The organism is Streptomyces sp. NBC_01460 (genome assembly GCF_036227405.1).
Taxonomy (GTDB): domain Bacteria; phylum Actinomycetota; class Actinomycetes; order Streptomycetales; family Streptomycetaceae; genus Streptomyces.
Window position 1 is genome coordinate 1,013,894 of the sequence record NZ_CP109473.1, and the last position, 22,046, is coordinate 1,035,939.

The 22,046-nt window shown below is 71.2% G+C and carries 11 protein-coding genes; 2 read left to right on the plus strand and 9 right to left on the minus strand.

The window, feature by feature from the left end; all coding sequences use genetic code 11:
• Positions 1-51: 51 nt before the first annotated feature.
• The 5 genes from OG488_RS04515 to OG488_RS04535 all read right to left on the minus strand — a co-directional run bounded on the left by OG488_RS04515 (position 52) and on the right by OG488_RS04535 (position 5,177).
• On the minus strand, positions 52-1,029 hold the full coding sequence (locus OG488_RS04515; RefSeq protein ID WP_329226138.1) for a class I SAM-dependent methyltransferase: 978 nt from the start codon (positions 1,027-1,029) through the stop codon (positions 52-54).
• Positions 1,026-2,132, minus strand: a complete 1,107-nt coding sequence (locus tag OG488_RS04520; RefSeq protein WP_329226139.1) for an NAD(P)-dependent alcohol dehydrogenase — start codon at positions 2,130-2,132, stop codon at positions 1,026-1,028. The genes OG488_RS04515 and OG488_RS04520 overlap by 4 nt, the downstream gene beginning before the upstream one ends.
• A 25-nt stretch (positions 2,133-2,157) precedes the next feature.
• Positions 2,158-3,567, minus strand: a complete 1,410-nt coding sequence (locus OG488_RS04525) for an aldehyde dehydrogenase family protein (protein ID WP_329226140.1) — start codon at positions 3,565-3,567, stop codon at positions 2,158-2,160.
• 8 nt (positions 3,568-3,575) lie between these two features.
• Positions 3,576-4,331, minus strand: a complete 756-nt coding sequence (locus tag OG488_RS04530) for a (5-formylfuran-3-yl)methyl phosphate synthase (RefSeq protein WP_329226142.1) — start codon at positions 4,329-4,331, stop codon at positions 3,576-3,578.
• A 405-nt stretch (positions 4,332-4,736) separates the two neighbouring features.
• Positions 4,737-5,177, minus strand: coding sequence for an ATP-binding protein (locus OG488_RS04535; RefSeq protein ID WP_329226144.1), 441 nt, complete (start codon positions 5,175-5,177; stop codon positions 4,737-4,739).
• Positions 5,178-5,443: 266 nt separating this feature from the next.
• Between OG488_RS04535 and OG488_RS04540 the strand changes: the two genes are divergently transcribed.
• Both OG488_RS04540 and OG488_RS04545 read left to right on the plus strand, forming a co-directional pair.
• A complete protein-coding gene (locus OG488_RS04540; protein ID WP_329226146.1) occupies positions 5,444-5,884 on the plus strand; it encodes a hypothetical protein in 441 nt (146 codons plus the stop codon).
• A 140-nt stretch (positions 5,885-6,024) separates the two neighbouring features.
• Positions 6,025-6,678 (plus strand): DUF6357 family protein, encoded by a 654-nt coding sequence (locus OG488_RS04545; RefSeq protein ID WP_329226147.1) that lies wholly within the window; start codon positions 6,025-6,027, stop codon positions 6,676-6,678.
• A 240-nt stretch (positions 6,679-6,918) separates the two neighbouring features.
• Here OG488_RS04545 and fabD read toward each other — a convergent pair whose 3' ends face one another.
• Genes fabD through OG488_RS04565 form a run of 4 tightly spaced genes read right to left on the minus strand, consistent with a single transcriptional unit; the run spans position 6,919 to position 22,031 of the window.
• Positions 6,919-8,166: an ACP S-malonyltransferase gene (gene fabD / locus OG488_RS04550; RefSeq protein ID WP_329226149.1), complete on the minus strand. Its 1,248-nt coding sequence runs from the start codon at positions 8,164-8,166 to the stop codon at positions 6,919-6,921.
• Complete coding sequence (locus OG488_RS04555) at positions 8,166-9,230, minus strand: ketoacyl-ACP synthase III family protein (protein WP_329226151.1); 1,065 nt, start codon at positions 9,228-9,230, stop codon at positions 8,166-8,168. Before OG488_RS04555 ends, fabD begins: the two co-directional genes overlap by 1 nt.
• Positions 9,227-17,599, minus strand: a complete 8,373-nt coding sequence (locus tag OG488_RS04560) for a type I polyketide synthase (RefSeq protein WP_329226153.1) — start codon at positions 17,597-17,599, stop codon at positions 9,227-9,229. Before OG488_RS04560 ends, OG488_RS04555 begins: the two co-directional genes overlap by 4 nt.
• Positions 17,592-22,031 (minus strand): beta-ketoacyl synthase N-terminal-like domain-containing protein, encoded by a 4,440-nt coding sequence (locus OG488_RS04565; RefSeq protein ID WP_329226155.1) that lies wholly within the window; start codon positions 22,029-22,031, stop codon positions 17,592-17,594. Before OG488_RS04565 ends, OG488_RS04560 begins: the two co-directional genes overlap by 8 nt.
• Positions 22,032-22,046: the final 15 nt, after the last annotated feature.

The following is a 22,046-nucleotide window of genomic DNA, read 5'->3' on the forward strand; positions in this document are numbered from 1 at the left end:
CGTGAGGTCACGGCGGTACCAGGACCTCAGCGATGTCGTCGTGGACCGAGGTCAGGGTCGGGGCTTGTTCGCGAAGACCCACCGGTTCCCCTCCAGCGCGTCGTTCGGCGCAGGGAGAGGACCACGTCCGTGCAGACGGGTGAAGTCGAAAGGCGTGTGCATCGAGGTGGACCAGCCCTTGGCCGCCAGGGCACCCGCGGAGTCGGGGCGCGGCCCCCTGTCGAAGAGGTCGAGCAGATCGATACCGATCTGTTCCCGCGTCGCCCTGTAGATCGGGCTGTCGCGGTACGCCAGCAGGTCCTTCTCCAGTTTGGCCTCGAAGGCCAGGGCGCTGCCCCCGGTGGTGAGCCGGTCCACCGTGTCGATGAGGTAGGTCTCAGCGGGGCCCGGCAGGTAGAAGAGCAGTCCCTCGGCCAGCCAGACGCTCGGGGCGGCAGGGTCGAAGCCGGCAGAGGTCAGCGCGGTGACCCAGTCGCCGCGCAGGTCGACCGGTACCGCGACCCGCTTCGCCTTCGGGGCGGCCGACAGCTCCGTGAGCACCTGTTGCTTGAAGGCGAGCACGCCCGCCCTGTCGATCTCGAAGACGACGCAGTCGGACGGCAGGTCCAGCCGGAAGGCGCGGGTGTCCAATCCCGCTCCCAGCAGGACCACTTGGCGAACGCCCGTACCGACCGACCGGTGGAGGAAGTCGTCGAGGACTCTGGTCCGCAGACCGAAGTAGCGGGCGAACCTCCCCCACAACGGGTTGTCGTCCCCGTCCTGGACCTGTTGGATGCTCACCGGCCAGTCCGCGCAGGCGGGGGCCGCGCGTACGAAGTGTTCCGCGTACACGTCCTGGGCCAGGCTGTCGTGGCGGTGGGTCTCGATCGCCCGTGCGGCGGCGACCAGGAGGGCGGTCAGCCCCACGCCTGCGTCCACGCTGTCCGCGCCGGTCCGCCGTGTCGTGGTGGTGGTCGTGTCCCCTCCGGTGGGTGCGCCGGACACGGAAGGGGTGGGACGGGAGTCTCCGGTGGTGGTCGTTTCACTCATCGGTCTCTTCTTTCCGGCAGCAGGACGGGCTTGATCACGCGTCCGGCGTCACAGTCGCGTTCGGCCTCGTTGATGTCGGCCAGCGGATAGGTGCGGATCAGTTGGTCGAAGGGGAAGCGGCCTGCCTGCCACAGACCGATCAGCCGGGGTATCAGCAGTTCGGGTACGGCGTCCCCCTCACAGATGTGCCGGATACTGCGGCCTCCGTCGAGCGTGCCCGGTTCGAGTGGCAGTGCGGTGTGGAGGCGTGCCACGAGACCGAGGGTGCCGGTCGGGCGCAGAGCGCGGAGCGCGTCGTTGATGAGCGGGGCGGAGGCCGTTGTGTCGAGGGCGTACTGCGCGCCACCGTCGGTGTGCCGACGGATGCGCTCGGCCAGCCCGACCGTCACGGCGGGCATCGGGACCGCGCCGAACCGCTCGGCCAGGTCCAGGCGCCCGCGATGCCGGTCGACGGCCACGGTCCGTACGCCGGCGGCTGTGGCAGCCATGACCGCGGCCAGGCCCACCGCTCCCGCGCCGAGTACGACGAGGGTGTCGCCGGGACCGGCACGGAAGGTGTTCAGCACCGCTCCGGCACCGGTGAGGGCGCCGCAGCCGAGCGGACCGAGCAGTTCGAGCGGCAGGTCCGGGTCGACCCGGACGGCGTTACGTGCCGGGACGAGGGCGTATTCGGCGAAGGAGGACTGGCCGAACCACCGGGATCCCAGCGCTCCCCCGACGGCATCGGTGAACCGTGACGCGCCCTCCTCACGTCCCCCGAAGAGGTTGAGTGAGGCGAAGGAGTCGCAGTAGGCGGGGGCCGCTCCGCGGCAGTTACGGCAGTCTCCGCAGGAATCGAAGCTCAGCACGACGTGGTCACCGACGCCGATCGCGCTGTCCGCGCCATCGCCCGACGCCACCACGACTCCGGCTCCCTCGTGTCCGAGGACCGCCGGCAGCGGTGTGCGGCCGGCTGATCGCCGGACCGCGAGATCGGTCCGGCACATTCCGCATCCCGCGATCTCTACGAGGATCTCACCGGCGGCCGGCCCGGTGCTCAGGACGATCTCCTCCACCGCGAACGGGGTCTCGTACGAGCGCAGCACGGCGGCTCGGTACTTCATCTCTCCTCCTCCCGCGGCCGGTACCTCATCTCTCCTCCTCCCGCGGCCGGTGCACGACGAACGGACGGAGGTTGCCGTAAAGGCCCCACGGTCCCCCCGCGACGCCGACCCCGCTGTCCTTGACGCCGGCGAAGGGCTGGGCGAGGGAGAGTTCGGCGTGGTGGTTGATCCAGGCCGTGCCGCATTCGAGCCGGTCGGCTGTCGCCGCCGCCCGGTCGAGGTCGGTGCCCCAGACGGAGCCGCCCAGCCCGAAGCCGGTGCCGTTGGCCGCTTCGACGGCTTCGTCGAGGTTGCGGTACGGCAGCACCGGCAGGACCGGTCCGAACTGTTCCTCGGTCACCACCGGGTCGTCGGGAGGGACGTCAGTGAGGATCGTGGGAGCGTAGAAGTAGCCTGGTCCGTCGAGCCGGTGACCGCCGGTCGCCGCCCTGGCACCGGCCGCCAGGGCGCGTTGCGTGACCCGCTCGACCCGGGCCAGCTGATGGACGTTGTTGACCGGCCCGAGCCGGGTGCCCGAGTCCAGGCCGGGTCCGACGACGACGGTCTTCGCGCGGTGTGCGAGGGCCTCGACGACCTCGGCGTGGAGCCGGGCCGGCGCGTAGACGCGTTTGACCGCCATGCAGACCTGCCCGCAGTTGCGGAAGGCGGCCCAGAACAGCCGGTCCGCGATCCTGTCCACGTCGACGTCGTCCAGGAGGACGGCCGCGTCATTGCCACCCAGTTCCAGGGTGACACGGGCGAGGGAGACGGCCGCGGCCCCGGCGACGGCCCGCCCGGTCGGAACCGAGCCGGTGAAGGTGACGTGACGGATACCCGGGTGGGAGGCGAGGCGGGCGCCGAGAGGTTCCCGGCCGGTGACGACGGTCAGGACGTCCTCGGGCAGGGCTGTGGCGAGGACGGCACCGAGCAGTCGGGTGGCAAGGGGGGTGTACGGGGACGGTTTGAGGACCACGGTGTTGCCGGCCGCGAGCGCGGGCGCGAACTTCGCCGACGCGAGCTGAAGGGGGAAGTTCCACGGCACGATCGCGGCGACGGGTCCGAGGGGGCGCCAGCGGATCTCGCTGTGCACGGGCCGGCCGTCGTCGATCCGGCGGGTACGGGGAGCCAGATCGGCGAAGTACCGCAGCCGCGCCGCCGTACGGGCGACCTCGGCGTACGACTCGCTCAGGGGCTTGCCCTGTTCCCGGGTGAGCAACGGAGCGAGGTCGTCGCCGGCCGCCTCCACGGCGTCGGCGGCGGCGTTCAGCCCGGTGGTGCGGGCGGCCGGGTCGGCGCGCCATCCGGCCCAGGCCTGCCGGGCCCGCTCGATCACGTCGTCCAGCTCGTCCGGATGCTGGTCAGGGGTCTCGCCGAAGCTCTCCCCGGTGGACGGATCGATGACGGCGAGGCGTGGGGCACGGTGTCCGGGGGCGTGGCCGGCTTCCGGTGTCGGCATCCCGGTGGTCAGTTCAGGGCCGGGACGTCGGCGGCGTGCTCCCGGGCCTGCCGGTCCATCTCCGCCCGGAAGGCGGCGACCAGGAGCGGCTGGATCCTTCCGGCATTGCGGTCACCGCCCGAACAGACCGCTCCCCGCACGCCCACGATGTCCGTGCCCATACGGGTGAGCGCGGCGAGGTCGGCCTGCTTGACGCTGCCCGCGAGGGCGGCGAGCAGACCGGAGGCGTGGGCGCGGCGGACGAACTCGGCACAGGCATCGGGCGGAACGTGGTCGAACAGCCGCGTCCCGTCCTTGATCGCGGTGTCCAGCATGGCCGCGTCGGCACCGGCGCGGACCGCGATGTCGGGCAGGGCGAGCGGATTGACGCAGCCGACGCGGTGGGCGTCGGCGTAGCCCGAGGCGACGACGAGCGCATCCGGACGGTGATCCTTCACCGCCCGGACCACCGCCCGCATGACCTCGACGCCTTGCTCGGGAGTCGTGCATCCGTACAGGCCCACCTTGATGTACGTGGCTCCGGAGACGGCCGCGCCGAGCGCGGCCTGCGCCACGGTGCCAGGCTTGTACGGCACGTCGCCCACCGTGGCGGACACCGGTTTGTCCGCCGGTACCGCGTCGCGGATCTCCCGGATGACCCAGGGGAAGTTGGCGCCGAGAGAGCCCTCATCGGGCTTTTTGACGTCGACGATGTCGAGGTGCTCCGCCGCCTTCGCGCAGGCGAGCGCTTCCTCGACGCCGTCCGGGGAGATGAGAAGCAACACCGTGAACTCCTTTCGCCGCCAGTCCGTCCGGCCTGGAGCCGGGGAACTGCGGATCACCTGGTTCATGTGCGGTGCTCATCATTTCCCGTGCCCGCACGCATCGGTAGGGCTTGCGGAGTTCCCCGGGCGGCGCGCGTTCCTACGCCTGGGACTCCGTGTGCACCGGCGCGAAGCGGACCTGTCGAGCCGTACCGAACTGACCGCCCTGCTGGGCGCGCTCCTCGCGCTCCATGCCGCCAACCGACAGACAAGCGGTGGGACGGCCGGCCGGCGGAAGACTGCGCGAGCGGTCCAGTCGGTGCCGCCGGACTTCCCCTCCCGGCACGAGGCGTACACCGGCGCGAGGCGTACGACGCAGGGGGACGGGACCTCGCCCTCCCGCCGTGGTTCGCCGCCGCCCAGAACTCAGCTGATGTCCCCGCCGTGCCCGGGCTTCGGAGCGCCCGGCGGTACGAAACACGCGGTGACGGTCTTGCCCGACGCCTGCGGATGCGTGGCCCAGCCGTCGGAGAGCGCGTCGATGATGGCCATTCCGCGCCCCCCGGTCGTCGTGAGGTCCTCGGGCTGCTTGGCCGGGGGCACGGGGTCGGAGTCGTGGACACTCACATGCAGGCAGTGGCTGTCCCAGGTCAGAACCAGCTGGGCGTCACTGTGCGCGTGCACGTGTGCGTTGGTGACCAGTTCGGAGACACTGAGCAGGATCGAGTCGACCATGTCGGGGGCTTCCCTGGTCCACTCCAGGGAAGCCAGGTGCTCACGCGTCCAACGGCGGCCGGCCCGCACGCCTTGCGAGACCGGAAACGACTGAGCCCATCCCACCGCGCGCAGCGATGTGTCCTTCGTCATCGTCCCTCCCTCACTCGGCACTCCTCACTCCTCTACCCCCGTCTTCGGGGAACACCCTCGCACCCCCGGCACGCGGCCCGGCCACCGGCGCCCCGGAGCCGAAGCGGGAACAAGGTCTTCCTGCCGGGTCTCGGGGCGCGCACCTCACCCCCTGGTGGGGGGGCACTCCATGCCCGATCGGCGCCAGATGCCCGGCCGCCGCATTCATGGGGACCTTGCCAAGCCCTGGTGCGCGGGACGGAGGCCGGGCAGGCTAGTTTGCTCGGATGAGTCTCCTTGATGATGTGGCCGAGCGCGACGGCTGGCGCTGCTGGGTGTGCGACGAAGCGGTCGACCCCGACGAGTCGGTGAACGACCCGCGAGGGCCCAGCGTCGACAGCCGGACCGCCGACCGGAAGGCCAAGGTCGCCGAGCGGCTCGCGCACCGCGGATGCAACACCCGCAAGGGCGCGGTCAAGGTGACCATCGCCTGGCCGGACAGCCTGTACGTGGTCGAACCCGCGCCGCTGATCACCGTCGCCGGGCGGCTGGAGCGCAAGGGGGGCCGCGAGATGGTGGGGCGTTGTCCGACCGAGCGGGACGCCCAGGCGGCGGCGGACTGGCTGGTGGACCGGTTCTCCCGCCTGGTGCCGGGGCTGCCGGTGACCGCCGGCATCGAGCCGGGCGGCGGCCAGTTCCTCGTCGTCCTGTCCACCGGCCGTCGCTGACCATCACCGGCGCACCCTCACGCCGAGCTGAGTCGGCTCCCACGGCGGCCACGCCGAGATCGTCTTCACCGACGTGCCCGCACCGACTGTTCCGGCACACCTACGCTGCTGGGGATATCGCATGTGAACGAAGGACACAAATGGCTCGCCCTTACAACCCCGGACCAAAACAGTTCGTCTTCGCTGTAGGTGACGGAAACGACCAGCAGGTCTCCGTGGGTGACCCTCAGGAAGCGTACGTAGCGTTCTCCGCGTTCTTCCGGGAGCGGGATTCCGACACCTACACCATCGAAGATGTGCCGGCAGGCCAGAAACTGGTGCTCATGCCCGGTCAAGGTGTGATCGCCCGGATCGAGGCGGCGGACCGACGCCGGTCCGAATACCTCGCGGTCGACAGGGCCAATCGCTACACGCCGAGCGCGATGCTGTTCTTCGAGAACGGATATGCCGGCCTCGACCACTTCGGCCAGTGGTTCCCGGACTTGGCCGACCTCGATGCGCCACCGGAGACTCGCGGTGTCGCCCGCGCCGCCACGATCACGACCGAATCCGCGGCAATCGAAGAAGTCGCCCGGATCTGGGCGAATTCTGGAATCGTAGACCCGAGCAACCAGTATTTCGTCTTCTTCGATTCGCACGATGCCGACGATGACCGGGCTGAACGAGCCGAACTGCTCCGGTTGATCGAATTCCTCGGTCTCGAACGAGTCGACGCCCCGGCTGAGGCCGCCGACGGTGAAGTCTGGGTGCGCGTCGACACGCGCCTCGACGCCGAGTTCGAACGGTGGTCATAACAGCTGGCGCCGTTCCGGAAACGACTCGCCTGCGAGTCAATCGGCTCCCTGTTGTCGCAGCACGTGAAGTCAAGGCGGAGCGAAGTGGTGGATCCGAAGGAATCACGCGCCCGGCCATGGTGAAGTCGCCGCCGCGCATCAGGTTGCTCATCACCTGTCCACCCGGAGGGAAGCCATCGGGGCACTGTTCGTCCCCGGAGCCGTCAGATCAAGACGAAGTTCTGTTGCATGCGGCGCTCGTCACGCGAGGGCGCGGATCGCCTCGATGGTCCGGTCCACGCTGAGGGTTCCGTTCGCACAGTCGCGCAGCAGGGCCGTAACCCGTTCGTCCTGGTATTCGCGCAGAGGCGCGGGTGGGGCCTCGGGTGCTGCGGCTGGGGCGACGTCGTCGCGGGTCAGGAGGTGGTCCGCCAGGGCGGCGCAGGAACGGTGCTGGAAGATGACGTCCGGCTTGATCGGAACGCCGAGGACCGTTGCGGCCCGGCGGGCCAGGCGCACGTAGATGATGGAGTTCAGGCCGAGCTGCCGGAACGACGCGTCCTCGTCGAAGCCCAGCGCCTCGTCGCCGATCTCCGGCTGGAGGATCTCGCGCTTGATGCGCTCGATCAGGTCTCGGCGTGGGTCGGGCGCGGGCTCCTGCGCGGTGGTGATCCGGTCGATGAGCGAGGTGAGCACCTTCGATTCGCCCAGTTCCGTGAATTCCGACACGCCCGCGTCCCGCAGATACCGGATGCAGTCGGTCCAGCGGACGGGCTTGGCGATCTGTTCGGCGAGCAGTTCGCGGACTTCCTGCGCATCGGGGCCGAACGGCCGGCCGGTCACGTTGGAGATGACCGGTGTCCGCAGTTCACCCACGTCGACCGCGGCCAGCAGGGAGCGGAAGCGCGCGGCGGCCGGGGCCATCGCCGGCGCGTGGAAGGGTCCGCTGACCCGGACCGGGATGAAGCCTCGGACACCCTCCACCTTCTCGAAGACCACCTTGATCCGCGCCAGTTCCTCGCGGCTGCCGGAGAGCACGAACTGCTCGGGCGCGTTGTAGTTGGCGATGACGACTCCGGTGGCATCGTGCTGCGCCAGGGTCTCCTCGACGATCTGCTCGGAGACACCGACGACTGCGGCCATCGCACCGCCGCTGACCTGGCTCATCAACTCCGCACGGCGTTGCACCAGCGTCAGGCCTGTTTCGAAGTCGAAGGCGCCGGCCGCGAACAGTGCGCTGTACTCGCCGAGGCTGTGGCCCGCGAAGTAGTCCGCGGGTGGCAGGTCCTCCTGCGCCGCTGACCAGTGCAGCGCGTTGACGACGTAGATCGCGGGTTGCGCGTACGCGGTGTCGGACAGCCGTCGTTCCGGGTTCTCCAGACAGAGCTCTTCGACCGAGTATCCGAGCGCCCGGTCGGCGCGGCCTCGGAGGTCGGGGAACCTTCCGAACAGGCTCCGTCCCATCCCCTTCTTCTGGGTGCCCTGTCCCGGGAACACGTAGCAGCGCATCAGATCCGCCCGCCCCCGAGGTCGAATCCGGCGGGCCGCGTCGGCCACTCGGGAAGCTCCATGATCCGGACCACGGCGCACGTCCAGGTGAAGCCGGCGCCGACGCCGAGCAGCATGCAGAGGTCGCCGACGTCCACGGCACGCTCCTTCACGAGGTGGTCGAGTCCGGCGATCTGGTCGCCCGCGCCGAGGTGGCCGACGGTGCGGCCCCAGGACCAGGTCGTGAGATCGAGGTCGATGTCGAGTGCGGCGAGGACCTCGCGCTGCAGCACGATGCGCCCGAAGTGCGGAACGACGAACCGGGCGACGTCGCCCAGACGAATGTCCGCGTCGTGCAGGGCTCGATCGACGCAGTCGCTGAGGCCGGCCCGGAATCGGCGGGTGAACTCGTCGAGCTCCACGTCTCCCAGGTACTGCAGTTTACGCAGACGCAGATCGATGGGGAGCGTGGGGTCGTGGTGCGGGGTGAAGGGCGCGTCGCCGCGATGCAGGCGCTCAAGGGTGGGATCCGACACCGTGGAGGTGCTCAGCACCTGTGCGAACCCGGACCTCTTGCTGAGCACCATCGCCGACGCGCCGTCGCCGGGGACGATGCCGATGTCGCTGTTCCAGCGGTCGATCGCCGGCGGACCGACCTTGTCGGCGGTGGTCACCAGCGCCGCCACGTCGTCGGTGGCCGCGAGGGAGCGCGCCGCGATGTCCAACGCGGTCATGCAGCCGTTGGAAGCGTTCTTGACCTCGAAGGCGAGCGCCGAGTGGTCCCCGAGTACTTCGCGGTGGATGTAGGAAGCCGTCGGGTAGAGCTCGAGGCCTTGGAAGTACACGCAGGCGTGCAGAAGCAGCGCGATGTCCTCGGCCCGGTGACCCGACCTTTTTAGGGCGTCCCTGGCAGCGGCCACCGCCATCTCGGGCGGAGCTTCGTCCGTGGCCTCGCAGACCGACTCGAGCTGCGTGTCCTCGGCGTCCTGGGCGTCGAACCGGCCGTCGGCGACGGCTTGTTCGACCTTGGTCGCCGGGGGGAGGTAGGTCGCCGTACCCGCGATGAACAGGGCCTCTGTCTTCACTTCTCGTTCCCTCTCAGGGTGGTGGCCTGGTGGAGCAGGAGCCCGGCGATGGCCTCGGCGGTCGGGTAGTCGAACACCAAGGTGGCGGGCAGCGTGGTGTTCAGCCGCTTGGCGAGGCGCTTGCGCAACTGGACCATGGTGAGCGAGTCGATCCCGAGGGAACGCAGTGCTCTGTCGGCCGGCACGCTGTCGGGTCCGGGCAGGCCGAGCACGTCGGCGGCCTCGCTGCGGACGAGGTCCAGCAGCAGATCCGCCCGTTCGGCTTCGGAGGCGCCGGCCATCCGCGTATCGAGCGACTGCGCGTTCTCGGAAACCTCGGCTCGGCGCCCTTCAGTGGTGCGCGGCAGCATGTCGCGCAGCAAGGGAGGCGCTTCCGTGTCGCCGAGCGCGTGTCGCAGCGATGCCAGTTCAAGGTGCACGGGCATCAGCTGGGCCTCGGGCCGCGAAAGTGCGACGTCCAGAGCATGCAGGCCCTCAGCCAAGGTCAGGGCACCGATCCCCTGACGCCGCAGGCGTCCCAGCTCGCCCTTGCCGAGGTGGGCGGTCATGCCCACTCCGGCCTGTTCCCAGAGCCCGAAGGCAAGGCTGAGTCCGGCCAGACCCCGCTTGCGCCGGTTCGCCGCCAGGGCGTCGAGTGTCGCGTTCGCCGCGGCGTACCCGCCTTGTCCTGCGGTGCCCAGCGTTCCGGCCGCCGAGGAGAAGAGCACGAACGCAGCCAGGTCCAGCTGCTCGGTCAGCTCGTCCAGCAGGCGCGCGCCCCGGACCTTGGGTGCCATCACCCGGTGCAGCCGCTCCGCGGTGAAGCCCTGCACCAGGCCGTCGTCGAGCACGCCGGCGAGGTGGAACACGGCGGTGAGGGGATGGCGCGGGTCGATCCCTTCCAGTGCCGCGGCCACCGCGGCCCGCTCCGCGACGTCGCCCGCGACCAGATCCACTCGCTCGGCGCCCGCGGCTTCGAGCTCCCGCACGAACGAGCCGGCTTCGGGGACGTTGCCACCGCGCCGCGACAGAAGCACGAGCCGCCGCACTCCGTGCGTGCGGACCAGGTGCGTGGCGAGCGCGCTGCCGAGCTCGCCGAGACCGCCGGTGATCAGCACCGTGCCGTCCGGGTCGAGGGCGCGTGGCACGGTCAGCACGGTCTTGTGCGCGGCCTTCTTCCGCGCCTGGCGCAGGGCACACGGCGCGTCGCGTACGTCGAAGGCAGTGAACGACACCTCGTCCTGCCTCGAATCGGGGGCGGACGGATCAGCGGCCGCCTGCGCGAAGGTGAGGTGCGCGGGCAGCGGCCTGAGGGTGGCACCGTCCCCGCTGATCCGATTGCCCAGAGGGCCTGCCGCGCTGCCCATGACCCGGTCACCCGCGTGCAGGGAGGTGACGTCCCTGCCGACCTCCATGACGATCCCTGCGAACTCCAGTACCTGTGGTGCGTGCCTCGGGCTCATCCCGGCGGCGCGCACCGTGACGCGGACGTCCCGCGGCCCGACCGGCTCCGGCGCGCCCTCGTCGTGCGGGGCGGCGACGACGTCCAGCTGATCGTCTTCCCGCTGACGCACGTGCCAGCTTCCTTCGTCCGGCAGGACGAGCGCGTCGGCCTCACCGATGGTCGGCCTTGCTCGTGGCACGTGGGCGGTCTCGCCGCGCAGCACGCACTCCGGTTCGCCGCCGGTCTCGATCACGCGCGCCAGGAGCCGGAAGTCCGGCGTACCGGGGTCGAGGTCGATCAGGCGCAGGACGCGCTCGGGTTGTTCCGTGCGGGCCGTGCGCACCATGCCCCACACCGCGGCCTGGGCCCAGTTCCCTACCTGATCGTCAGGGCTCGATGACACTGCGTCTCGGGTGATCCAGATGAGTTCCGCGCCTTGAAGCCGGGCATCGCCCAGGCACACCTGAAGCGTCCGCAGCGCTTCGGCGGCGCTGCGTTCCGCGTCGTACCACTGGGCGGACGCGCAGTCAGGCAGAGCGAACAGCAGTCGCCGAGGCGTGTCCGCCCGGACATCGAGCCGCTTCACGAGGGCGTCCAGGTCGGGTACGAGGTCGGCGCCGAGCCCCGCGCCCAACTCGGCGTCGCCGACCACGAGGGTGCCCGCGGGGTCGGGGGTTCCGGCCACGGGGTGTACGCGTTCGAAGCCGACGCGGTAGAGATGCTCGGCGGCCGGGTGTCCGCGACGTCTGCCGCGCTGGAACTTGAGCCTGCCGATCCGGGCCACCAACTGCCCTGCCGGGTCCGCCAGCCATACGGTGGCCGGTGCGAGGCCCTCGTCTCCGCCGGATTCGAACGACACCCGCACGGTCAGTTCTCTGCCTGCGGCACGGTACAGCTCGACGTCCGACCAGATGAACGGGACGAGCGGCCCGGGAGCCGCACCCGCCTCCATCAGACCGGCGACGACGACCTGCAGTGCCGCGTCCAACAGTGCCGGATGCAGGCCGTGGTCGGCCGGATCCAGCGTGTCCGGAAGGGATACCCGCGCGTAGTGGACGCCGTCGCGGCAGGCGAGTTCGCGCAGTCCTCGGAAGGCCGGGCCGTAGTCGAGCCCGTTCGCGAGGGCGCGTCCGTAGAAGGCTTCGATGTCGAGGGCCCGGGCATCGGGCACCGGCCAGTCGCCGATGTCCGGCGGCGTCGTGGCACCGACGCCCGCGCGGGTCACGCACTCCCCGGTCACGTGCTGCTGCCAGGCCAGCGGCTCATCCGTGTCCTCGGGCTGGCTGTGGAACGCGAAGGGGCGTCGTCCGTGCGCGTCCGGATCGCCGACGGTGGCCTGGATCCGCAGCGCGCGGCCCGGAAGGAGGACGACCGGCTCCAGCAGCGTCAGGTCTGCCACGGTGTCGGCACTTGCGGTCCGGGCGGCGAACAGCGCGGCGTCGGTCAAGCCCGCGCCCGGCACGTAGACCTGCCCGCCGACGACGTGATCGGCCAGCCACGGGCACGCGTCGAGCGACAGCCGGCCGGTGAACAGGTAACCGCCGCTGCCGGCGAGCGTCGTGATCGCGTCGAACCACGGGTGCGCGTCGCGGGGCTGACCTGCCGTCACCGCGACGGGCCCGGCCGGAGGCTCGCCCAGCCAGAAGCGTTGGCGTTGGAACGCGTACGTCGGGGCGTCGACCTTGGCGGCGCCACGGGACCCGAGCACTCGCTCCCAGTCCAGGGAGAAGCCACGCTCGAACAACGTGGCGGCCGCTCGCCAGAGCTGGTCCAGGCCGCCCGAGGCACCTTCGGAGGGCGGGCCGACCTCGACGAACGTTCCGAAGCCCTCGGCGCGCAGCCGCTCCAGCGCGTGGTCGAGCCCCATGGGCTCCGGCTCCGGCAGGTCGCGGAACCAGTAGGCGCCGCTGAGCTCCGGGCCCGGCACGACCTCACCCGTCAGGCGCGAATGGAAAGGGATGGAGGTCCGGGCAGGGACGATCCCCGACATCGCACCGCCGGCCGCGTCCCCCGAGAGCGCGCGAGCTCGAAGGGCGATGACGCGGGCGCCGTCCTCCAGGCTCAACGCCCCGCTCACCACGGCGGCGGCGACCTCGCCGTGCGCGTCGCCCACCAGCGCCGCCGGCTCGACGCCCCAGCTGCGCCACAGCGCCGCACGTCCGAGGTGTGCCGCGAACAGCGTGCACGGCAGCACATCCTGACTGTTCACGTCCTCCTCGCCACGCATCACCTTCAGCACGGACCAGCCGGTCAACGGCGAGAGCGCCGCGTCGCACTCCGCCACGGTGTCGCGGAACACCGCGCTCTGCTCCAGCAGTTGCCTGTTCGTCCCTGGGGGCTGCGCGTCCTGACCGCCGAACACGAAGGCGATCTCCCCCAGCGCCGTACCGGAGCCGGGCTCGACCGCACGCAGGGCTTCGGCAGCATCCATGGCGTTGCCCGCGAAGACCACGGCGCGCGCGTCGAAGTGCGTACGGCCGACAGCGGAGGTGTACGCGATGTCCCGCACCGACGTGGCGGGCCGCGCGTCGAGCCACTCGGCCCAGTGCTGGGCCTGCGCACGCAGAGCGGCCGTGTCGGTGCCTGAGATCACCAACGGGTGGACGAGATCGTCGCCGGGCCGGTCCGCGACGACGGTCTCCGGTGCTTCTTCGATGATGATGTGCGTGTTCGTGCCACTGATACCGAAGGAGCTGATGCCGGCGCGACGCACCCGTCGGGTCCGCGGCCACTTCCTCGGCTGCCGCAGGAGCTCCAGTTCGCCGCCGGTCCAGTCGATCCGGGTGTTCGGCCTCTCCGCGTGGAGCGTGCGGGGCAGCAACTCGTGCTGAAGCGCCATCACCATCTTGATGACGCCGATGACGCCGGAGGCCGCCTGAGCGTGGCCGATGTTGGACTTGGCCGATCCCAGGTGCAGGGGCCGCACGCGGCCCGAGAACACTGCGGCAAGGGCGCCGGCCTCGATGGGATCGCCGAGCACCGTGCCCGTGGCGTGCGCTTCGACGGCGTCGATGTCGGCCGGGGCCAGTCCCCCGTCGGCCAGGGCGCTGCGCAGCACGCGCTGCTGCGCGAGGCCGTTCGGCGCGGTGAGACCCTGGCTGCGGCCGTCCTGGTTCATGGCGGTGCCCCGCACGACGGCCAGCACACGGTCACCGTCGCGCCTCGCGTCCGAGAGCCGCTTGAGCACCAGGACGCCGCAGCCTTCCGCCCAGCTCGTCCCGTCGGCGTCGTCGGCGAAGCTCTTGCAGCGGCCGTCGGCCGCGAGCCCGTTGAGGCGGCTGAACTCGACGAAGATCTGCGGGGTGCTCATCACGGTCACTCCGCCGGCGAGCGCCAGGTCGCACTCGCCGCTGCGCAGCGCCTCGCACGCCAGGCGCAGGGCCACGAGCGACGAGCTGCACGCGGTGTCGATGGTGAGCGCGGGCCCGGACAGGCCGAGGGTATAGGCCACACGCCCGGAGATCAGGCTCGACCCGTTGCCGGTGATCTTGTAGCCGTCACTGCTCCCGACGTCCCAGCGCTGAGCGACGTCGTAGTCCGAACTCATCGCCCCCAGGTAGACGCCCGTGTTGCTGCCCTCGATGGACGCAGCGGGCAGACCGGCCCGTTCGAGTGCCTCCCACACGACTTCCAGAACGAGCCGCTGCTGCGGGTCCAGGGACAGCGCCTCACGCGGGCTGAGCCCGAAGAACGCCGCGTCGAAGTCCTCGACGTCGCGTACGAAGCCGCCCTTGCGCTCGAAGCGCCTGCCGGTGGCGGCGCGCTCCGCCTCCTCGATCGTGCTGAGATCCCACCCGTCCCAGCGCTGTGGGAACGGGGAGGAGGCTTCGCGGCCGTCGACGAGCAGTTCCCAGAACGCTTCGGGCGTGTCGACTCCCTCCGGAAGCCGGCAGGCCATGGACACGATCACGACGGGGTCGTCATCGTCGGGCCGCACGGGCACCGCGGCGACGGCGGTCGAGACTTCCGGGGCCTCGTACGGCGCATCCGCGTGCGTCAGCAGCAGCGTCGCGATCGCTCGCGGCGTGGGGTAGTCGAAGGCGAGGACCATGGGCAGCGCGACCCGTGTCCGTGCACTGAGGCGGTTTCGCAGCTCGACCACCATGAGGGAGTCAAGCCCCTGATCGCGCAGCGTCGTGTCGGGGCGCACGCCTTCCACGGGCCGGCCGAGCAAGGCCGCGGCCTCCTCCGTGACGAGTGCGACCATCGATCCCAGACGCTCGGGTTCCGGCAGTGCCCGCACGTCCTCGCGCCACGAAGCACCGTCGACGACCGGGATCGCGTCGTCGTGTTCGTCCAGCCAGTACCTGCGGTGTTCGAACGCGTACGTCGGAAGGTCCGCCCTTCGCGTGTCCGAGGTCGGGAACACCCGCTTCCACGGGATCGGGACCCCTTGGACGTGCAGCTCCGCCAGCGCCCGCAGCGCCTGTTCGATCCCGCCGTGACCGCGGCGCAGGCTGCCCACCACGACGGCCGTCCCGTCGGCTTCGGTTCCCTGCGCCAGGGCTATCCCGAGCACCGGATGCGGACTCACCTCGACGAAGATCCCGAACCCGTCCGCTCGCAGGCGTTCCAGCGCGCGGTCGAAGCGCACCGGCCGGCGCAGGTTGCGGCACCAGTAGTCCGCGTCGAGCTCCGGCCCGGTCACCCGCTCCCCCGTCACGCTCGAGTAGAAGGCGATCCCCGCGTCCGCGGGGGCAAGGCCGGTGAGCTGCTCGCGCAGCGCGGGCAGCAGCGAATCCATGTGCGGGCTGTGCGATGCGTAGTCCACGTCCACGCGCTGGCAGTACGCGCCGGTGGCCTCCATCTGCGCGAGGAAGCGGTCCACCGCCTCGGCGTCTCCGGCCACGACGGTCGATCGCGCGGTGTTCACCACCGCGACGGACAGCGCGTCGCCGTAGGCCGCCAGCTCCTCGATGACCTCGCCCACCGGGCGCTCCACGAGTCCCATCGCCCCGTCCGGCGCATGATCGTGCACGGCCCGGGCACGCAACGCCACAATGCGAGCGCCGTCCGCCAGGCTCAGCGCCCCGCTGACGACCGCCGCGGCCACCTCACCCTGACTGTGGCCGACGACCGCAGAGGGCTCGACGCCCCAGGCGCGCCACATCGCGGCGAGACCGACGTACATCGCGAACAACGCCGGCTGCACCACGTCCGTGCGCGTGAAGGGCGGCGCGAGACCGTCCTGCCCACGCACCACCGCGGCGACCGAGAACCCGGTGTGCGGGGAAAGGGCCTCGTCGCAGGCCGTCACGGCCTCGCGGAACGCGTCGTTCTGCTCCCACAGCGACCGGCCCATCCCCCACCACTGGGCGCCCTGGCCGGGGAAGACGAACGCGACGCGGCCACGACCGGCAGCCGCGCCCGTCACTACCGCGTCATGGCTCTCGTCCGCGGCGAGCGCCCGCAGACCGGCCACCGCCTCGTCCGTCGTTCCGGCGATCACCACGCCGCGGGTGGGGTGCTGCGTGCGGGTCGTCGCCAGCGAGTGGGCGACCTCGGACAGCCTGGTCCCGGGCGACTGCCCGAGGTGGCTCGCCAGCCGTGCGGCGTTACGCGCGAGCGAGTGCGGGCTCGTGCCGGACACCGTCAGGCAGACCGGACCGCCCGCATCCGGTGTGGCCCGTACCGGCGCGCCCTCGGGCGCCTCGCCGAGGGCGACATGCGCGTTGGTGCCGCCGTATCCGAAGCTGCTCACCCCCGCGAACCGCGGCCCGGCCGGCCACGCGGCTGCCTCGGTGACCACTTCCAGACGTTCGGCGGGGAAGTCGATGCGCGGGTTCGGTGTGCGGAAGTGCAGGCTGGGCGGAATGACGCCGTGGTGCACCGCCAGCGCGGCCTTGACCAGCCCGAGCACGCCGGCCGCCGGCTCGAGGTGGCCGAAGTTGGTCTTCGCCGAGCCGATGCGCAGCGGCGCGGTCCGGTCGGGCCCGAACACGGTGCCGAGCGCGCCCGCCTCCGTCACGTCGCCCAGAGGCGTGCCCGTGCCGTGCGCCTCGACGTACGACACCGCGCGCGGCGCGACGCCGGCGTTCTCCCACGCCGACCGCAGCACCTCCGTCTGCGCCTCGTGGCCGGGGGCGGTCAGTCCGTCCGTCGCGCCGTCGTTGTTGACGGCGCTGCCGTGCACCAGCGCGTAGACGCGGTCACCGTCGGCGAGCGCGTCGGACAGCCGGCGCAGCACGACCACCGCGCAGCCCTCGCCCCGGGCGTAGCCGTCGCCGTCGCCGTCGAAGGCACGGCACAGGCCGGCAGGGCTCTGCGTGCCGAGTTTCGTCAAGGCCACCGAGGTGTTCGGATGCAGCATCAGGTTGACGCCGCCGGCGAGTGCGAAGTCCGACTCGCCGGAGCGCAGACTCTGCACGGCGAGGTGCACCGCGACCAGGGAGGAGCTCGACGCGGTCGCCACGCCCATCGCGGGGCCGCGCAGCCCCAGCGCGTAGGCGATGCGGGACGGGATCACCGAGTTGTCCCAGCCGATGGCCGAGTGGGCGTGGATCGCCTCGGCGGCGCCCTGCGTGAACAGCGGGTACTCCTGCCACATCGCGCCCATGAAGACACCGGTGCGTGTGCCCGCGAGACTCGCCGTGGAACGCCGCGCGTCCTCGACCGCGGCGCACGCCACCTCCAGGGCGATCCGCTGCTGCGGGTCCATCTGCCGTGCCTCGGCCGGCGGGATTCCGAAGTGCTCCGCGTCGAATCCCATGACGTCGTCGAGGAATCCACCTCGACGGTTCGCCGCCCCGCCGGACGCCTCCGCGTCGGCCCACGCGGTGGCGTTCCACCGGTCGGCCGGCACCTGACGCACCGCGTCGACGCCCTTGAGCAGAGCCTGCCAGAGTGCGGTCGGATCCTCGATCAGTGCCGGCAGTCGGCAACCGATGCCGACGATCGCCACCGGCTCACGGCGGTCGTACGTCCGGGCGGCGGTCCGGTCAGCCACGGGAAGCCCCGATCTCGTCGGGCGCGTAGAGCGCCAGGCAGGTGTCCTCGATCGCGGCGAGCGGCCCCGCGTCGTTCAGGATCGTCATGTGGTTCGCGGCGTCGATCTCCACCAGGCGAAGGCCCGGCAGCTCGCGCCCCCAGTCCTGCTGGTAGTTCACGTGGTCGAGGGAGAAGGTCTCGCCCGCGACCTGGAAGTAGGGCTCGACCTCGCCCAGGAAGAGCCCGCGCCGGTTGTGGAAGTAGGTGCACGCCACGGCTTCCGGCCGCGGCAGAGGCCTGATGGTGTGCTCGCCGAGCCGGTAGGCGAGCTGGATCGCCATGTTGCGCCTGATGAACCGCGCGATCTGGGCGGGTCTCATGGCGAGCCCGCGCTCGGCCGCCGACTCGGCGAGCCGCAGGACGAACGCGTCCTCGTCCAGGTCCTCCGCGACCTCGTCCCGGTGGACGAGACGGGCACGCAGGACCGCGGGGTCCTTCTCCCCCGGCGGCCAGAGCAGGGAATTGACGACCTGGAGAGCCGCGCTCCGCGCCGACTGGGCTCCGTTCGCGTTGGACTTCGCCAGGCCGGTCTCGTCCGGCGAGTCCACCATCGTCAGCGAGGCCACGTCCTGGCCCTGCGCCTGCAGCCGCCGGGTCACCTCGTAGGCGACGATGCCGCCGAGGCAGAATCCGCCGATGTCGTAGGGCCCCTCGGGCTGCACCGAGCGGATGAGCTCGGTGTAGTACTCGGCCATGGCCGTGACGCCCTCGATCGGCGCGTCCTCGGTCAGCAGGCCACGGGCCTGGATGCCGTAGAACGGGCGGTCGATCCGCTCGGCGATCGTGCGGTACGACTCGACGCCGGCGAGGGCGCCGTGGATCCAGAAGACCGGCCTGCCCTCGGTCGCGCCGTTGAGGCGCACCAGCTCCGGGGCCGGCACGGGCGTGGAGCGGGCCTCCGCATCGGGCAGCCTCGCGACCACGTCGTTCAACGTGTCGTGCGGCTGCCACCATTCGGGCTGGAACCCCGGAAACACCTGGCTGATCCGGCCCAGCATCGCGACCAGGAGCAGGGAGTTGAGACCGTAGTCGGCGAGCGACCTCGTGCCGTCGATCTCGTGGCGCGACAGGCCCAGTACCGAGGCGACGAGGTCGGCGACGAAGGCGTCGCCGTCCGGAGGGCCGACGCCTGTGTGCGGGGCCTGATCCGGCGGCGGCGCCTGCTCGGCGAAGCACGTCAGACGTGCGAAGGGATACCCGGGCAGTGGCAACCGGCTGCGTCGAGCGCCGCGATGCATCAGGTCCCAGTCCATGAACCCGCCCGCGGCCCAGTGTTCCGATACGTGGTCGAGCCGCGTCGGCTTCCCGTCGTGCTCGGCGCCGGCGGCAGGATCGACGCCGTCGGCGAACGACACGTGGGCGAGCGTGTCCGGGTCGCCGTCGAGCCAACCGCCCAGAATGCGAGCGGCCTCGTCCGTGTCCTGCGCCACGAACGCCAGCCGGCAGCTCATCGCCTCCCGGCCGACCTGCAACGTGTACGCGATGTCCGCCCAGGAGCGGGGATCCGCTTCGGCGAGCCGATGGATCAGCCGGCGCGCCCGCTCGCGCAGAGCGTCGACACTCTGCGCCGAGAGCACGAGGACCTGCGCACCCGGTGCGTCGTCCGGGTGCGCGGAGGCGATGTGCCGCTCCAGCACGACGTGCGCGTTCACGCCGCCGATCCCGAAGCTGTGCATGCTCGCGCGGCGGGGCAGTGACCGACCGGCGTCGTCGGTGCGCACGGGCCATGGCAGGTTCTGCGTGGCGATGCGCAGCCGCGTCCCCTCGAGGGAGAGGTCGCGGTGCAGCCGTCCGAAGCCCGGGAGCGCCGGGATCACGCCGTGCCGCATCGCCTGCGCGGTCTTCACGAGCGCGGCGAGGCCGGAGACCACCTCCGTGTGCCCGATGCAGGGCTTCACGCTGCCCAGATACGTCACGTGTCCGCTGTCGTCCTCGCTGCGGAGTCCGGCGCCGAGCGCTGCCAGTTCCGCGCTGTCCGCCAGCATCGAGCTCATGCCGTGGGTCTCGATGTAGTCGACGGCGCCCGGATCGATCGCGGCGTCGGCGTAGGCGTGCGCGAGCGCTGCCTTCATGCCCTTGATGTTCGGTGCCGTGAAGGACACACCTCTGCCGCCGTGGGCCACGCCGGTGCCGCGCACGACGCAGTGGACGAAGTCCCCGTCCTCGATGGCCCGGCTCAGTGGTTTGATCAGTACGGCGGCGACGCCCTCGCTGCGCGCCGTTCCGTCGGCGCCCTCCTGAAACGGCCGGACGTCGCCGCGCGGGCTGAGCATCCCCGCGGCCCGCATCCCGCCGAAACCCGCGGGCGACATCACCAGGTTCACCCCGCCGACGATCGCCTGCTCGCACTCGCCGTCGCGGATGGACCGGATCGCGCGGTGCAGGGCCACGAACGAGGACGAGCACGTCGTGTCGCACTGCTCGCTGGGCCCGTTGAGGTCGAGCAGGTACGAGATCCGGTTGGGCACCATCGCGGGCGACGGCAGGCTCATCAGGTCCATGGCCGCGGGCCGGTACTCGCTCTGCGTCGTGGCGACGAACACGCCCGTGGGCCGCTTCCGCAGCTCCGACGGCCGATAGCCCGCGTCCTCGACGGCGTTCCACGACGTCATCAACAGCAGGCGCAGCTCCGGCGTCACCTGACGCGCCTCGGTCATCGACATGCGGAAGAAGAGAGGATCGAATTCATGCACCCCGTCGAGGAACCCGCCCCGCAGCGCGGCTGCCTCGTCGCCGTGGCACGCCCAGTCCGCACGCTTCTCCGGCGGTGCGGTGATGCACCGTCCGCCCTGCTCGACGATCCGCCAGAACGCGTCGACGTCGTCGGCCCCGGGGAAGCGTGCGGACATGCCGACGATCGCCATGCCGTCGAGCGCGGCCTCGTCCGGCGCGGCCTCGCCGAGTGCAGGCTGAGGTCGAGGCTGAACGGGATCGGGCGCCCGATCCGGCGATGCGGGCTCCGGCGGAAGCACCTCCCGCAGGTCCTCGGCGTATGCGGAGACGATGAACTCGCCGAGCTCGGCCAGGGTGTTGTGCTCGAACAGCACGGTGATGTCGAGGTCGATGCCGAGCGTCCCGGCCAGGGTCCGGGCCACGTTCACCGCGAAGATCGAATCGAGCCCGTAGTTCGAGAAGGACTCGCCCCGCCCGATCCTCGTCCGCGGGATGTCCAACGCCTCTGCCAGCACATCGAGCGCGACTGCCTCGATGTGGGCGCGCAGCCGGTCTCCGGGCTCGCTCCCGGCGTTGTGATCGGCCACGGCCGGCGCCGGACTCTCGCGCACCGGCGCCACCTGCGGCGCGGACGGGCGCGGTACGGCCGTCGCCTGTCGTACGACGCCGTCGCTCTCGGCCACGATGATCTGCTGTCCCAGGTCCTCGGCATCCTGCGCGGGCAGAGCGATCGCGCGGAATCCCTCCTGCGTCAGGACGTGCCGCCAGTGCGCCGTGGAGAGCAGCGGGCTGCCCTGGATGCGCAGGTGCGGGTCCTCGTAGCGCCACCATCCGTCGAGGAGGCCGAACGAGAACTGGCTGAGCAGGTTGTTCGCGGTCAGCTCGTTCAGGACCAGCAGTCCGCCCGGCCGCAGAAGCGCCTTGGCGTTGCGCAGGGTGTGGCGGATGTCCCTGGTGGCATGCAGGACGTTGGCGGCGACCACGGCGTCGTACCCGCCGAGGGTGAGGCCCTGATCCGCCACCGGGCGCTCGATGTCCAGGATTCCGCAGGTCAACGAAGGATTTCCCGCACCGAACGTACGCTCCGCGTGGTTCAGGAAGGCCCTTGATATGTCGGTGTAGCAGTACTCGCGCACGTCCAGCCGCGCGGACCGCAGCGCCTCCAGGACGACGGCGCTCGTGGCACCCGTGCCGGCGCCGATCTCCAGGATCCGCGCGGCATCCGCCGTCAGGGATCGTGCCCGCCGTCGCAGCCGCGCCACCAGGTCGTCGGCCAGCACCCGGTTGAAGAACGCTGACGCCGGGTTGGTCGCGTAGGCGTTCTGCACCAGCTCCAGCGATCCTCCGGGGAAGATGACCTCGGTGGCCGGTCGCCGTCCGCTGAGAATGTCGGGGAAGGCACGCAGGGTGGTCTCCACCAGTAAGTGGGTGGCCGCGAGGTCGGGGTTCTCCCGCCACGCGGGCCTCGCCGTCTCCCACTCGCGCCACAGCTGCCCGATCGGCCGGTGCCGCACGGCGTCGTCGAGCAGGATCCTGCCGTCCCGCCGATCGATGTAGCCGGCCCCCTCGAAGACGCGCAGGCACTCGTCGAACCAGGCGTCGTACCCCGGCGCGAGGCCTGCCGCCTTCCGTGCGGCCTCCGGAGTCTGCCCGGATTCACGGAACGCGCCGAGCGTGCGCAGATGGGACCAGAGAAAGTCGAGCAGCAGCTGTTTCATGATCAGTCCCTTCGA